The 13,177-nt window shown below is 58.4% G+C and carries 15 protein-coding genes; 2 read left to right on the top strand and 13 right to left on the bottom strand.

Features of this window, described 5'->3' with window-relative positions; translation table 11 throughout:
• Positions 1–450: 450 nt before the first annotated feature.
• Positions 451–1,959 (bottom strand): IMP dehydrogenase, encoded by a 1,509-nt coding sequence (guaB, locus tag EJ997_RS01110; protein ID WP_126702942.1) that lies wholly within the window; start codon positions 1,957–1,959, stop codon positions 451–453.
• A gap of 237 nt (positions 1,960–2,196) precedes the next feature.
• Here guaB and EJ997_RS01105 point away from each other — a divergent pair, with 237 nt between their 5' ends.
• A complete protein-coding gene (locus tag EJ997_RS01105) occupies positions 2,197–2,490 on the top strand; it encodes a WhiB family transcriptional regulator (RefSeq protein ID WP_126702941.1) in 294 nt (97 codons plus the stop codon).
• 181 nt (positions 2,491–2,671) lie between these two features.
• On the opposite strand, the gene EJ997_RS01100 is transcribed toward EJ997_RS01105, so the two are convergent.
• The 5 genes from EJ997_RS01100 to EJ997_RS01085 all read right to left on the bottom strand — a co-directional run bounded on the left by EJ997_RS01100 (position 2,672) and on the right by EJ997_RS01085 (position 5,535).
• Positions 2,672–3,157 (bottom strand): ABC transporter permease, encoded by a 486-nt coding sequence (locus EJ997_RS01100; protein ID WP_126702940.1) that lies wholly within the window; start codon positions 3,155–3,157, stop codon positions 2,672–2,674.
• Positions 3,158–3,197: 40 nt separating this feature from the next.
• Complete coding sequence (locus EJ997_RS01095; RefSeq protein WP_126702939.1) at positions 3,198–3,767, bottom strand: hypothetical protein; 570 nt, start codon at positions 3,765–3,767, stop codon at positions 3,198–3,200.
• Complete coding sequence (locus EJ997_RS13670; protein ID WP_265936833.1) at positions 3,764–3,889, bottom strand: hypothetical protein; 126 nt, start codon at positions 3,887–3,889, stop codon at positions 3,764–3,766. Before EJ997_RS13670 ends, EJ997_RS01095 begins: the two co-directional genes overlap by 4 nt.
• 461 nt (positions 3,890–4,350) lie before the next feature.
• A complete protein-coding gene (groES, locus tag EJ997_RS01090) occupies positions 4,351–4,647 on the bottom strand; it encodes a co-chaperone GroES (protein ID WP_126702938.1) in 297 nt (98 codons plus the stop codon).
• A 345-nt stretch (positions 4,648–4,992) separates the two neighbouring features.
• On the bottom strand, positions 4,993–5,535 hold the full coding sequence (locus tag EJ997_RS01085) for a DinB family protein (protein ID WP_206501734.1): 543 nt from the start codon (positions 5,533–5,535) through the stop codon (positions 4,993–4,995).
• 86 nt (positions 5,536–5,621) lie between these two features.
• Between EJ997_RS01085 and EJ997_RS01080 the strand changes: the two genes are divergently transcribed.
• Positions 5,622–6,776, top strand: a complete 1,155-nt coding sequence (locus EJ997_RS01080) for a class I SAM-dependent methyltransferase (protein WP_126702936.1) — start codon at positions 5,622–5,624, stop codon at positions 6,774–6,776.
• Positions 6,777–7,005: 229 nt separating this feature from the next.
• Here EJ997_RS01080 and tsaD read toward each other — a convergent pair whose 3' ends face one another.
• The 7 genes from tsaD to tsaB all read right to left on the bottom strand — a co-directional run bounded on the left by tsaD (position 7,006) and on the right by tsaB (position 13,155).
• A complete protein-coding gene (gene tsaD, locus EJ997_RS01075) occupies positions 7,006–8,049 on the bottom strand; it encodes a tRNA (adenosine(37)-N6)-threonylcarbamoyltransferase complex transferase subunit TsaD (protein ID WP_126702935.1) in 1,044 nt (347 codons plus the stop codon).
• Between the two features lie 113 nt (positions 8,050–8,162).
• The gene (locus EJ997_RS01070) at positions 8,163–8,897 is read right to left on the bottom strand and encodes a succinate dehydrogenase/fumarate reductase iron-sulfur subunit (RefSeq protein WP_164719667.1); all 735 of its coding nucleotides are present in this window, start codon (positions 8,895–8,897) and stop codon (positions 8,163–8,165) included.
• Complete coding sequence (locus EJ997_RS01065; RefSeq protein WP_126702933.1) at positions 8,894–10,858, bottom strand: fumarate reductase/succinate dehydrogenase flavoprotein subunit; 1,965 nt, start codon at positions 10,856–10,858, stop codon at positions 8,894–8,896. The genes EJ997_RS01070 and EJ997_RS01065 overlap by 4 nt, the downstream gene beginning before the upstream one ends.
• Before the next feature lie 14 nt (positions 10,859–10,872).
• The gene (locus EJ997_RS01060; RefSeq protein WP_126702932.1) at positions 10,873–11,595 is read right to left on the bottom strand and encodes a succinate dehydrogenase cytochrome b subunit; all 723 of its coding nucleotides are present in this window, start codon (positions 11,593–11,595) and stop codon (positions 10,873–10,875) included.
• 185 nt (positions 11,596–11,780) lie between these two features.
• Complete coding sequence (locus EJ997_RS01055) at positions 11,781–12,449, bottom strand: GNAT family N-acetyltransferase (RefSeq protein WP_126702931.1); 669 nt, start codon at positions 12,447–12,449, stop codon at positions 11,781–11,783.
• Positions 12,446–12,769 carry a hypothetical protein gene (locus tag EJ997_RS01050; protein WP_126702930.1) on the bottom strand — a complete coding sequence of 108 codons (324 nt, stop codon included), beginning with the start codon at positions 12,767–12,769 and terminating at the stop codon, positions 12,446–12,448. Before EJ997_RS01050 ends, EJ997_RS01055 begins: the two co-directional genes overlap by 4 nt.
• Positions 12,766–13,155: a tRNA (adenosine(37)-N6)-threonylcarbamoyltransferase complex dimerization subunit type 1 TsaB gene (tsaB, locus tag EJ997_RS01045; protein ID WP_126702929.1), complete on the bottom strand. Its 390-nt coding sequence runs from the start codon at positions 13,153–13,155 to the stop codon at positions 12,766–12,768. Before tsaB ends, EJ997_RS01050 begins: the two co-directional genes overlap by 4 nt.
• Between the last annotated feature and the right edge of the window lie 22 nt (positions 13,156–13,177).

The following is a 13,177-nucleotide window of genomic DNA, read 5'->3' as shown; positions in this document are numbered from 1 at the left end:
GCGGCCCCGCGTTGATTCCAGTATGGAAACCTAAAAGGAAAGCAACCCATGAGCTTTGATGAGAAAACCCTCATTCGCATTAGAGTTCACTTACCTGTAACCCACAGCCCCAACTTCAAGAACTCCACGAAGAGACTCAGCGCATCCTTACAGCGCACATCACCTGCCACGACCAAATCCTGCCCGCGATCCCATGTTCGGGCAGTTGTCCGTTGGGAGACCAGCACTCCGGCAATGTGTCGATCAAGCCGGGGCCACTCGACAAATGAACGAGAGAGCTCCCGTCAACGAAAAGGACCCACTGCAATGAGTGGGTCCCTCTCGAGGTTCTTAGAGAACGACTGTTAGCTCAGAGAACGACTGTTAGCTCAGAGAACGACTGTTAGGTCAGAGAACGACTAGTAGCTGAATTTTCCAATACTGAAACTAGTTGATTCTCCAATCCCGGAACTAATTGGTGCTGTAGTTCGGTGCCTCGGCGATTGCCGTGATGTCGTGGGGATGGGATTCTTTAAGGCCAGCCGGGGTGATCCGGATGAACTTGCCCTTCTCCTTGAGCTCGGGGATGCTATGTGCACCGACGTAGAACATTGACTGGTGGAGGCCACCGACGAGCTGGTGGGTGACGGTGCCAAGGGTGCCCTTGTAGGAGACCTTGCCTTCGATCCCTTCGGGGACGATCTTGTCGTCGGAGGACACGTCGGCCTGGAAGTAGCGGTCCTTTGAGAAGGACTGCTTACCACGGGAAGCCATGGCTCCGAGCGATCCCATGCCGCGGTATGCCTTGTACTGCTTGCCGTTGATGAGAACAAGCTGACCGGGCGACTCTTCGCAGCCTGCGAGGAGAGAGCCGATCATGACGGAATCTGCACCGGCCACGAGTGCCTTAGCGATGTCACCGGAGTACTGGAGACCACCATCGCCGATCACGGGAACACCGAGCGGCTTACATGCCTTCGCGGCCTCGTAGATCGCGGTGATTTGGGGGACGCCAACACCGGCAACGACGCGGGTTGTGCAGATAGAGCCGGGGCCAACACCAACCTTGACCGCGTCCGCACCGGCCTCGGCAAGTGCCTTCGCACCTTCGTAGGTTGCGACGTTACCGCCAATGATCTGGACGTCATCGAAGGCGGGGGATCCCTTGAGGGAACGAATCATGTCGAGGGCAAGCTTGGCTTGTCCGTTTGCGGTATCGACAACAAGTACGTCAACGCCTGCTTCTGCGAGTGCCTCGGCGCGTTGCATGGCGTCACCAAAGTAGCCGACGCCAGCTCCGACAAGGAGACGGCCGTTGGAGTCCTTCGATGCGTCCGGGAACTGTTCGGAGCGAACGAAGTCCTTGACGGTGATGAGGCCGGTCAGCGTACCGTCTTCATCAACTAGCGGCAGGCGCTCGCGCTTGTATTTGCGTAGAAGAGAAGTTGCTTCTTCGTGGCTGATGTTGGAGGGGCCGGTAATGAGCCCCTCGGAGGTCATGACGTCGCGAACTAGGGTCGTCCCCCATTCGGCGACCGGTGTGAACCGCAGGTCACGGTTCGTGCAGATGCCAAGAAGCTTGTTGTCGGGGGAAACAACGGGAAGTCCGGAGACTCGGTACTGGCCGCAGACAGCATCGAGTTCGTCGAGTGTGGCGTCGGGGCCGATTGTCACTGGGTTCGTGATCTTGCCCGTCTGGGTCCTCTTCACGAGGTCGACCTGGTGGGCCTGGTCCTCAATGGACAGGTTGCGGTGCAGAATACCAATGCCGCCGTTGCGAGCCATGGCGATCGCCATGCGGGCCTCTGTCACCGTGTCCATCGCCGCCGAGGCGAGGGGGATCTTGATGTTGATTTCCTTGGTGAGCCGCGCCGAGGTGTCCACCTCGGACGGGATCACGTCCGTCTCTCCGGGAAGCAGGAGGACATCATCGTAGGTCAGTCCAATAAAGCCAAAGGGGTCATGATTCTCGTTGCTCACCCCTCTACCATAATTCTTTCCTTCTCGAGTGGCGATCCTCCTCAGTGTGAGACTCGTCTGGGAAGCACTCCCCACCGACTCCCCGTGAATTCTGTTGACATCAATTGTACCCGGGTCAAAAATGGAGAAACGAACGAAACGTTGACATGACGCCAAACATCGACTTGGCACTAGATGGTTAACTCGATCATCTGGACATTTCACCGGTCGCGACACCTAGGAAGGGGTGAAAGCTCCGTGGCTGACATCCACCGACTCCCCGGACCGCTTTCAGACAATTGGGAGTGGCAGTTGGACGGGCTATGCCGATCCATGGACCCCAATCACTTCTTCCACCCGGAGGGTGAGCGCGGCGGCCCCCGCAGGCGCCGCGCCGAGGCCGCCAAGAAGGTCTGTGCGAAATGCCCGGTATTGGAGATGTGCAGGCAGCACGCTCTCGACACCCAAGAGCCCTACGGCGTGTGGGGTGGCATGAGCGAAGAAGAACGCCACGCGATCATCGCAGCAGAGCGAGTCAAGAGAGTCTCCTAGCAACGGAACGAGCACCGCAACCAATCAGTTGTCCATCAGGTGTGAATGCAACGGTCGCTCTAGGCATCAGCGGCTGGTGTGACTACAGCGGTTGCTCTAGGCCTCTCGGGCCGGTGTGGCTACAGCGGTTGCTTGGTATACAACAGCTGACGTGGACTCACAGGCAACGCCTGCTGTTTCCCTATGGGACCCGGAGTTCCTCGAGGGGATCACGGTAAGCTGCCATGAGGGCAGGGATGACTCCTGCGATCTCGACGGTGATGATGGCAAGTATGGAAAACGCAACCAGGAAGTTGCCGTCGGGCATCGGTGTCTCGCTTGCTCTCATGATTCCCATTGAGGCAAGTAGACCAATGGCCACGCCAACTACCGCCAGCTGGGTGAGCTGGGACAGGATAAGGTAGATGATCGCCCCTCTCGTCGCGCCGAGAGCGCGTCGGCGCCCGTAGTCCTTACGGCGTAGCACGATAAGACGGGACAGGATCGTCGCGGCAATAAGGACTGTCACGGCCAAAACAATGAGAATCATCGGGCGACGGCACTCTCCAAATGTTCCTTCGAGGATCAACCTGAGTTGGGCGAGAGACTCGCTCGTGCTGACCGTGATCTCCGAAGTGTCATCAGCATCGAGTACCGAGAGAGCATTTTCCGACACTTGATTTACCATGTTCCGCTGGTCAGCAGCGATAACGATTGAGGTAACGAGTTCATCGGACTGCGCTGGGGCGGCAACGATCAGGGCTCGTAGGAGCTGACTGCCGCCGGCACTGCGAGGGTGCCAATAATGGCGTAGTCAGCAACTCCCCTGCTGTTAGCCCACCGGCCGGCCCATCCAATCGCAGGGCCTCTATGGCTCTGGCAGATATCCATGTCGACGTGGCTTTGGAAGCGAAGTCTGGTTCGTTGAAACCCGTCATGATGTCACCCCAGGCGGGCCGCAACCCATACGGTGGTCCACCGTCAAACGGCTGAACATCAACGACCGGTCCAAAGGCGGCTGCCCATTCGATACCCGTCAGCTGATCAATGCGGTCAATAACGTCAGGATGGACATTGGCACTGGCCGGGGTTGTGATCATGAATGTCCGGGTCTGATCCTTATCGATTGTCGACAGGACGTCGCTTTCGGCTCCAGCCGTTCGTCCGGTCGTGAGCGTGACCGTGATGATCATGATCGCGGTGATGATCATGACGACAAGACTGACGGTGCGCTGGATCAGCGCCATCGTTGTCGATTCTTTAACGAGGTCCCAGATTCTCGGCCCCTTCATTGTCATATCCGGACCCTCTCGTCGCATGCTTCAGCCAGGTGGAGCGAGTGGGGGACGATAATGACCGTGGCACCGTTCGCAGCATGGTTCTTCAACGCATCGAACACCACCTGCACTTTAAGGCTCACCAGAGAATTCTCTACCAAGTTAATCAACAGTTAAACAATTCTTATCTCATTAGACGTTCAGCACTCTATCTACATCCACAAATATAGTAACGACTATAATCTAATAAAGCTGTTGTTAAATTTACGTTTATCACTTACTTTAAATTCAGAACTCAACTAAATCTCAAAGCATCCAATACTACCATTTACCGCATCTTTTCTTGTCAAATGCAATAGGCGGGATTCACAACTCTAATTCTCACACCACCGCAAGTCTTGTCGCTGCCGACCTGGAACCGGGTATCAGCGTAGGTGTCAGGGCGTCCGTCGCAAGCACGGAACTCATAGCACCGACCCGAATGCTGTTACAGATAGGCCCACTCCGACAGACAACTAATTTTGATCCGTAACCCACATACGCCCATGCCGTGCGCACACGCAAAGGGGGCGGTCCGAAGACCGCCCCCTTTGACTGTTTGGTGTTACTTCTCGACGACTGCGAGAACGTCGCGTGCGGACAGGATGAGGTACTCATCGCCACCGTACTTGACCTCGGTGCCGCCGTACTTCGAGTAGATGACGGTGTCGCCAACTACAACGTCGACGGGGATACGGGTTCCCTTGTCGTCAACGCGGCCAGGTCCAACAGCTACGACCTTGCCTTCCTGCGGCTTTTCCGTGGCTGTATCAGGGATAACGAGACCCGAGGCAGTCGTCGTCTCAGCTTCTAGCTGGGTGATGACGATGCGATCCTCGAGAGGCTTAATGGAGACCGACACGCGGACCCCTCCTTTTCGTAAAATCGGAAGATGATGACGCCTCGTCCGCCGTCGCGGGGGTCGAACTAAACGCCTGCGTGGCTAACCACGTCTGGTATTTAGATTAAAGAGAAATTGGCACTCGGTCAACTCGAGTGCTAACTGTTCGCGATAAGCGAGACAACCTGCACCAACTCACCGGAATCACCGATTCTGTCCAGCCAAATTTAGTTCCTCTGACACTTTCCGTTTGGAGGGTTCGGGCAACACCCTTTTTCTTCACGCCCGGCCTTACCTATTCGCTATGACGTTCCCGAATACCCTCACGTTTCGAGCATCAGCTAAACGAAACCCGTACTGCCTTCTTTAATCTCCGGTTTGACCGTCGATGGATTCCCGGATCAGATCCGCATGTCCGCAATGCCTCGCGTATTCCTCGATCATGTGCACCATGATCCATCGGAGCCTCAGCACCTCGCCCTCCATGGGCTGCTTGGTAGCTTCACCGTCAAGCCCGCCGTTCTCGTAGGCTGCGAGCGCAAGCCTCTGAGATTGAACGACAGACTCTTTCCACAAACGTCGCAGGTCGCCTCCAGAGTCTTCGGTAGCGCTGTTCCAGTCCCAGTCGGGGTCAGCACCCCAGTCAGCGCTCTCCCACGGCTCACCGTAGGGTTCACCGGAGAGGAACTGTCCGAACCATTCTTTCTCCACGAGCGCCATGTGTTTGAGCATTCCGCCGAGCGTCATGCTACTTGGCTCGAGGTTCTGCCGCAGCTGATCATCTGTCAGCCCATCGGTTTTCCATTCGAGAGTGTCTCGAAAATAGTCAAGGAAGCTCGACAGCGTTTCCCACTCCCCTGCTCCCACGGGCGGTTCGATACGGCCCTGGTCGTCAACTCGCTTTACCATGGTCGACACAATACGCAGGTGGTACTGCCCGTGACCAGACTTAATCACGGTCAATCTTGCTCGCGTCGTTCTGGCAGGATGGTGCCGTGCCCTCCCCAACAGATCGTCGCGTCCTGTCTCTCCTGGAATCCCATCCGCAGTACCGGGAGGATGATGTTTTTGCACTCAGCACGAAGCTCCGAGGCGATGGCTTTGAACCAGACGTAGTCTCTGAAGCTTTAACACAGGCGAGACTGCGTCAGAAGGCCGAATCAAAGTTCGGCGAACGCGCTCACACGATGCTGTTCACCTCCGACGGCTTGGAGCAGGCCAGCAGGCCGGATGCTGCCAAGCATCATGCAGAACAATTCCTTAGTGCGGGCGTGCAATCGATCCGCGAAGTCGGATGTGGGATTGGGGCAGACACCCTCGCTTTCGCGCAGGCGGGACTCACCGTTCATGCTCGCGAACTCGAGGAAGACCGAGCCCAAATTGCACGATATAACCTTGTAGCTTTCCCAAACGCTTCAGTGGAGCTAGCCGATGGTCTTCTCGATGTTACGGAGGATGCTCTCTGGGCAGATCCGGCACGGCGGGGCCCTAAGGGTCGTATCAACAATCCGGAGGAATGGGGGCCGCCACTATCGAGAGTTCTTGAGGCTGCACGCCGCACCCGTATCGCCGGCATCAAAGTAGCCCCGGGGATTGACTACGGTCAGTTACCGAATGACGCGACGGTCGAATGGCTGTCATCGGGCGGAGACCTTATCGAGGCCATCATCTGGCTCGGACTTGGTCAGCCCAGCCGGCGTGCCGTGCTCCTCGGGGAAGCCGAGCTAATAATCGAAGGCGATCCAACTACCCCAGCTGAAATGGTGGAACCGCAGGAGCTCGGCACGTTCATTTACGAGCCCGACCCCGCCGTTATCAGGGCCGGTGGTATCGCTCAGCTCTGCACACAATTCAACCTTGCTCCCGTTGCCCCGGGTATCGCCTATCTAACCGGGAATTCTCGGATCGATTCCCCGTTCCTCACCGCATTCGAGGTCATCGACGTCCTTCCCCTTCAGGAGAAGAAGCTGGCACGGGAGCTCTCCAACCGACATATCGGCACGGTTGAGATCAAAAAGCGGGGTCTCGAGATCTCTCCAGAGACACTGCGGAAGCGGTTGAAACTCAAGGGCACAGAGTCGGCAACGCTGATACTGACACCGCTCCTTCGTTCAAGAAATGCCCTACTGGTCAGCAGAATCCAACCCTAGGCAAAGATCTCTAAAGGCATCCGCAATAAACAGATGGCTCAAGCAAGGAGCACCAGCAGTACCATCAACACCTAGTCATTTTCCCATCGCCTTGGGCCCATTCAGCTCGCGTTGGGCCCGTTCAGCAAATCACCATAGGCCGCTTAATCAAATCCCCTGAGGTGGGTGCACCGAGATTCTCTCTGATTTGCGGTCAAGCCGAATAACGCTCAGTGCGGCGTTGACAGTTTCAGGCCCTAATGACGTCCATGGGCATCCCCGTATCCACCGTGATGCCGAGTCCCGAGGGTGAGACGCCGGCACGGACGAGGGCGGATCCGAGAGCTGCGATCATGGCACCGTTGTCAGTGCAGTAGCGGATCGGGGGGATCCTCACCGTTACTCCCGCTTTCTGTGCGCGCTCGGTGATGAGCTCACGCAAGCGGGAATTAGCTGAGAAGCCGCCGCCAATAATGAGGGTGTCAGTTCCCTTGGTCTCGCAGGCAGCAATTGCCTTTGAGGAAAGAACGTCAGCTACGGATTCGGAGAAGCCTGCCGCAATATCGGTGACAGGCAGTTCCGTACCGGCTTCTTCGAGACCTTCGATGTAGCGGGCCACTGCGGTTTTGAGTCCGGAGAAAGAGAAGTCGTACTGGTGCTTTTCCTTGTGGCGGCCGCCAACAAGGCCACGCGGGAAGCGGATCGCGGTCCGATCACCCTCTTTGGAGAGACGGTCGATGTGGGGGCCACCCGGGTAGGGCAGGCCGAGGAGGCGGCCAACCTTGTCGAAGGCCTCCCCCGCGGCATCATCAAGCGTGGCACCAAGCTCTTCAACTTCGGTTGCGATGTTCCCGATCTTGAGGAGTGAGGAGTGTCCACCGGAGACGACGAGGCCAACGGAGTTCTCGAGGATCGGGCCGTTCACGAGCTCATCGACAGCAATGTGGCCGATGATGTGGTTGACGCCGTACAGCGGCTTATTTAACGCCAAGGCGAGTGCCTTGGCGGCAGACACACCGACGGTGAGTGAGCCAACGAGGCCCGGACCTGCGGTCACCGCGATGGCATCAACCTCGGACAGGTCCACATCGGCCTTCTCAAGGGTTGCGTCGAGGGTAGGCACGAAGGACTCAAGGTGTGCGCGGGAAGCAATCTCGGGGATGATGCCACCGTAGCGAGCATGCTCGTCCATCGACGACGCCGTCACGTCAGCAAGCAGGTCGTACCCTCTCACGAGGGCGATGCCGGTTTCGTCGCAGGAGGTCTCAATACCAAGAATCAGGGGTTCAGCCACGATGAATCATTCTAGTGCAAAGGAAAGCGGCGACCTAGGGGGCCGCCGCTTTCCTTGGCTGATCTAACAGTCCGGTCCGTCACTGTCCGTGAGGGAGTTAATTGTCGATGAGGTTACTTGGAGGCTCCGAGACGGAGGTCCTTGTTGAGCATCGAAATGAACTCGATCGGGATGTCCTTCGGGCAGGCCGACTGGCATTCACCAATGTTCGTGCATCCGCCGAAGCCCTCATCGTCATGCTGACGAACCATGTTGAGTGCGCGGGTGGCGCGCTCGGGCTGGCCCTGCGGGAGGAGTCCAAGGTGAACAACCTTCGCGGATGTGAAGAGCATGCCGGAGCCGTTCGGGCAGGCCGCTACGCAGGCGCCACAGCCGATGCAGGCGGCGGCCTCGAATGCGAGGTCGGCATCGACCTTCGGGACGGGCTGTGCGTGAGCATCCGGGGCGGCACCCGTGTTGACGGAAATGTATCCGCCAGCCTGGATGATGCGGTCGAAGGCCGACCGGTCGACGACAAGGTCCTTGAGGACTGGGAATCCGGTCGAACGCCAGGGTTCGATCGTGATCGTGTCGCCGTCCTTGAAGCTACGCATGTGCAGCTGGCAGGTCGTGGTCTTCTCGGGGCCGTGCGGGTCGCCGTTGATGACGAGGCCACATTGGCCGCAGATGCCTTCGCGACAGTCGGAGTCGAACGCAACGGGTTCCTTGCCCTCTGCGAACAGGTCCTCGTTGAGGACGTCCAGCATCTCCAAGAATGAAGAATGCTCGTCGGTCTCAACCTGACGGGATTCAAAATGGCCAGGATCGGTGGGGCCGTTCTGGCGCCAGTATTCGACTGTAATTCTCACTTGTAGCTCCGCTGCTTCATCTCGACGAATTCGTATACGAGGTCTTCCTTGTGGAGGATCGGCGCCTGGTTGTCGCCGCCCCATTCCCACGCTCCAACATAGGCGAACTCGTCGTCGTGACGAAGAGCTTCGCCTTCCTCGGTGCGCGATTCCGCACGGAAGTGTCCACCACAGGATTCCCTACGGTGGAGGGCATCGATGCACATGAGCTCACCCAGTTCGAGGAAGTCGGCGACACGGCCGGCCTTCTCGAGTGACTGGTTGAGGTCTGCTGCACTGCCGGGGACGTTCACGTTCTTCCAGAATTCCTCACGGAGCGCACGGATCTCACCGATCGCTTCCTTCAGGCCTTCCTCGGTCCTTTCCATGCCGCACTTCTCCCACATGATGTTGCCAAGTTCCTTGTGGAAGGAGTCGACGGACCGCTCACCGTTGATGCTCATGAGCGTGTCGATACGGCTCTTCACGTCGGTCAGGGTCTCGGTCACCTCGGGGGCGCCGGACACATCTTCGAAAGGACCGTCGGCAAGGTAGTCGTTGATCGTGTTCGGTAAGACGAAGTAGCCGTCGGCCAGGCCCTGCATGAGAGCCGAAGCACCAAGACGGTTCGCGCCGTGATCGGAGAAGTTAGCTTCACCGGTGACGAACAGACCGGGAATCGTGGAATGGAGGTCGTAGTCAACCCAGAGGCCACCCATCGTGTAGTGAACGGCCGGGTAGATGCGCATCGGCACATCGTACGGGTTTTCACCGGTGATCTGCTTGTACATGTCGAAGAGGTTGCCGTACTTCTCGGATACACCATCCTTACCGAGACGTTCCATGGCATCGCTGAAGTCAAGGTAGACGCCGCGGCGTTCACCATCAACCTTCGGGCCCACGCCCCGTCCTTCATCGCACATATTCTTCGCCTGGCGGGAAGCAATGTCGCGGGGAACGAGGTTACCGAACGCCGGGTAGATGCGCTCCAGGTAGTAGTCGCGATCCTCTTCGGGGATCTGACGGGGATCCTTGTCGCAGTCTTCTGCCTTCTTCGGAACCCAAATACGTCCGTCGTTACGTAGCGACTCGGACATGAGAGTCAGCTTCGACTGGTAGGCACCGGCCTGCGGGATACAGGTGGGATGAATCTGCGTGTAGCAGGGGTTCGCAAAGTATGCGCCCTTGCGGTGTGCACGCCAGATTGCCGTGCCGTTACATCCCATGGCGTTGGTCGACAGGAAAAACACGTTGCCGTAGCCACCCGTGCCGAGAACAACGGCGTCAGCGAGGTGGGTCTGGAGTTCACCGGTCACCATGTCGCGAGCAACGATGCCGCGAGCCTTGCCGTCAACGACGATGAGCTCCACCATTTCGTGGCGAGCATAGTTCGTGACCGTGCCTGCCGCTACCTGGCGTTCGAGAGCCTGGTAGGCGCCAATGAGGAGCTGCTGGCCGGTCTGGCCACGTGCGTAGAACGTACGGGACACCTGGACGCCACCGAATGAACGGTTGTCGAGCAGGCCACCATATTCGCGAGCAAAGGGAACACCCTGGGCCACGCACTGGTCGATGATGGCTTCGGAGACTTCTGCGAGACGGTACACGTTCGATTCGCGTGCACGGTAGTCGCCGCCCTTGACCGTGTCGTAGAACAGGCGGAAGGTCGAGTCGTTGTCGTTGCGGTAGTTCTTCGCAGCGTTGATGCCGCCCTGGGCAGCAATGGAGTGTGCACGGCGTGCCGAGTCCTGATAGAAGAAGGCGCTGACCTTGTAGCCCATCTCGCCAAGAGAGGCTGCGGCGGAGGCTCCGGCAAGGCCGGTGCCCACCATGATCACGTGCATCTTGCGGCGGTTCGTCGGGTTGACGAGCTTCGCATCAAACTTGCGCTTCTCCCACTTTTCTTCGAGCGGGCCAGCAGGCGCCTTGGTGTCCGCGATCGGTTCGCCCTCGCGGTAGAGGCCGTCAATAAGTTCCGTCATGTCACTGTTTCCAATCACGAGATAAGGCCGAACAGAATGGCCGTCGGAGGTGCCATGAAGCCAATGAAGATCACGGCCGCAATAAGGATCGCGATGCCGTTTAATACCGGCTCGCGGTACCGGTTGGACCAGCCGAGCGTCTGAAGGGCAGACCATGCGCCGTGGCGGATATGCATAGCCAGGGCGGCAATGGCAACGAGGTAGATTGCGTAGCCCCACCACACGTCGGGCTGGAATCCCGCGATCATACGATCGTATGGCGTCATTGCCGAGTAGTCGTCAGCACCGACGGAGATCGACAGGGTGGTGAACTGGAGGATGTGCCACACGATGAAGAGCAGAAGGATGATTCCGCCCCAACGCATCGTCCTCGATGAGTAGGTTTGGACGGTCTTCTTACCGCGCTTCACCTTGTATGCGTTCGGTCCTCGGGCAACCTTGCCACGCCTCCACAGCACAATCGCCGCGTGCGCGTGAAGAATCACCGAGACGAGGAGGAGAACGCGCAGGATCCACAGCACGCCCTCGTGAGGAACAATCGGATATCCAACGTCGCGCAGGAACTGCGCATATCCGTTGTACGCTTCCGGTCCATTGAACATTTTCAAGTTGCCGTACATGTGGAAAAGAACAAATATCACAAAGAAGAGGCCAGTGACCGCCATCTGGATCTTGAGACCCACAGACGTCGACAGCTTTCCTACCTTCTTTGGCACTGTCTGAGTTGAGGTTGCCATACATCACATCGTAGCCCCGGTCACCCGCGAAGATCGCGACATTAGGCCCATTTCGGCATAAGGCGAGACAGGCAAGCACTCCGACCTAACACTCCAAGAGCACCAAATGGCGACAAAAGTAACCAAAATGGAACTTTTGTGACATGTCTAAGTCATACTTAGGTTTCCCTAACGTGACCAAGCTTTTACGAGATGTCGAGCTTGCCAAAATCCTTTCGCATAACGACCGCGTCCTCGTCCCGGTAGTATCCGCGCCTGCGCCCAACCTCGTAGAAGCCCAGCCCTTCGTACAGTGACCGTGCACCATTGTCCGATGCTCGCACCTCCAGGAAGCAGGCCTCCGCCCCATCGGCAAGCCGGAGGAGCTCGGTAATGATCTGTGACGCCAGGCCTTTCCGGCGGTGTTCGGGCCGCACAGAGATCGTCAGCAGCTCAGCCTCGATCCCGAGTCCGAGCATGCCGGCAGCGGCCAACCGGCCCCTGCCCGGGGGCGTGTCTCCAGCCCTGCCGGTTCCTTGACCATTTCGGGACGCTCCCCGATCAGCATTATCCATGCGGTCTAGCTTGCCGTGCCTACCATCGACCTGATTTTCGTGACGACCAACCTGGTCGTCACCACCATCAACCTGGTCGCGCCTGCGGTCATGATGGCCGTGCCTGCCGTCATCCTCTGTCTGCCGGCCGTCCTGTTGGACGTGACTGTCGAGCAGGTCGCGCTCGTCAATTCCAACCGCAACGATCCGGTCGTAGACGAGTTGCTCCTCGATGATTCCCGGCGGCCATGCCTCAACACCAAAAATGTCGCCATCGAGTGCCGCGAAAGCCGCGGCATCCGCGCGGCCGAGAATCCTCATGCGCCGTGAATGTCGGGACGGCGAAGGTACTTGGGTTCTGTTCCGAGGTCCAGTTCCTCGCCAGCATCCACTCGAGCTAGGCGGGCCTTCGCGAGCCTCTCCATGACGACGGGTTCAATAACCTGGTCGAGACCTCCGGGAAGTATGTCGGAGTACAGCTCGGCACCCGGTCCAACGAAGCGGGCACCGGGGTACTTGTCCGCGAGCGCCTGCGGGGAGAGAACCTCCGGCCCCCATGTCACAGTCACGTCGTCATTTCCCATCGGAGCGATCTCTGCCGCGTACACTTCCTTGCGCCGCGCGTCCCCCACCGCAATCACGGGGCAGGATCGTGTAGAGCACCGGTTGCGTTGTCAGTCTGTGGCGTATCAGCATCACCGTGCACGTCTCTGCCAACGCCCGGGGCGTGATCGAGGGCGGCGCGGCCAATGATCTCGAGGGAACCAATGCCGACGATCGGGATGTTCCAGGAGCGCGCGAGAACGCGGGCCGTTACCAGGCCTGCTCGTAGGCCGGTGAAGGCGGCGGGGCCGGTTCCGGCCACGATAAGGTCGGGAGTTTCCCCTGCTTCGGTGACGATCTCATCGACGAGCGGGGCGAGGGTTTCGGCGTGGTGGCGGCTGTCCGGGCTCCTCCTGACGATTGTTTTCTCGCCCACGAGGGCAATGACGGACACGGTGGACGTATCAATCGTCAGCGTTGACACGGTTACCTCCTGGGCGGTAGAT

It is taken from the genome of Flaviflexus ciconiae, from assembly GCF_003971195.1.
Taxonomy (GTDB): domain Bacteria; phylum Actinomycetota; class Actinomycetes; order Actinomycetales; family Actinomycetaceae; genus Flaviflexus; species Flaviflexus ciconiae.
This window is presented reverse-complemented; position numbering and strand designations above follow the sequence as displayed.

Coding starts and splice junctions, on each gene's coding strand:
- EJ997_RS01095 (WP_126702939.1), bottom strand. CDS start 3,767: ATGACAATGAAGGGGCCGAGAATCTGGGACCTCGTTAAAGAATCGACA.
- EJ997_RS01100 (WP_126702940.1), bottom strand. CDS start 3,157: ATGGTAAATCAAGTGTCGGAAAATGCTCTCTCGGTACTCGATGCTGAT.
- EJ997_RS01065 (WP_126702933.1), bottom strand. CDS start 10,858: ATGACGGAACTTATTGACGGCCTCTACCGCGAGGGCGAACCGATCGCG.
- EJ997_RS01085 (WP_206501734.1), bottom strand. CDS start 5,535: ATGGTAAAGCGAGTTGACGACCAGGGCCGTATCGAACCGCCCGTGGGA.
- EJ997_RS01055 (WP_126702931.1), bottom strand. CDS start 12,449: ATGAGGATTCTCGGCCGCGCGGATGCCGCGGCTTTCGCGGCACTCGAT.
- EJ997_RS01060 (WP_126702932.1), bottom strand. CDS start 11,595: ATGGCAACCTCAACTCAGACAGTGCCAAAGAAGGTAGGAAAGCTGTCG.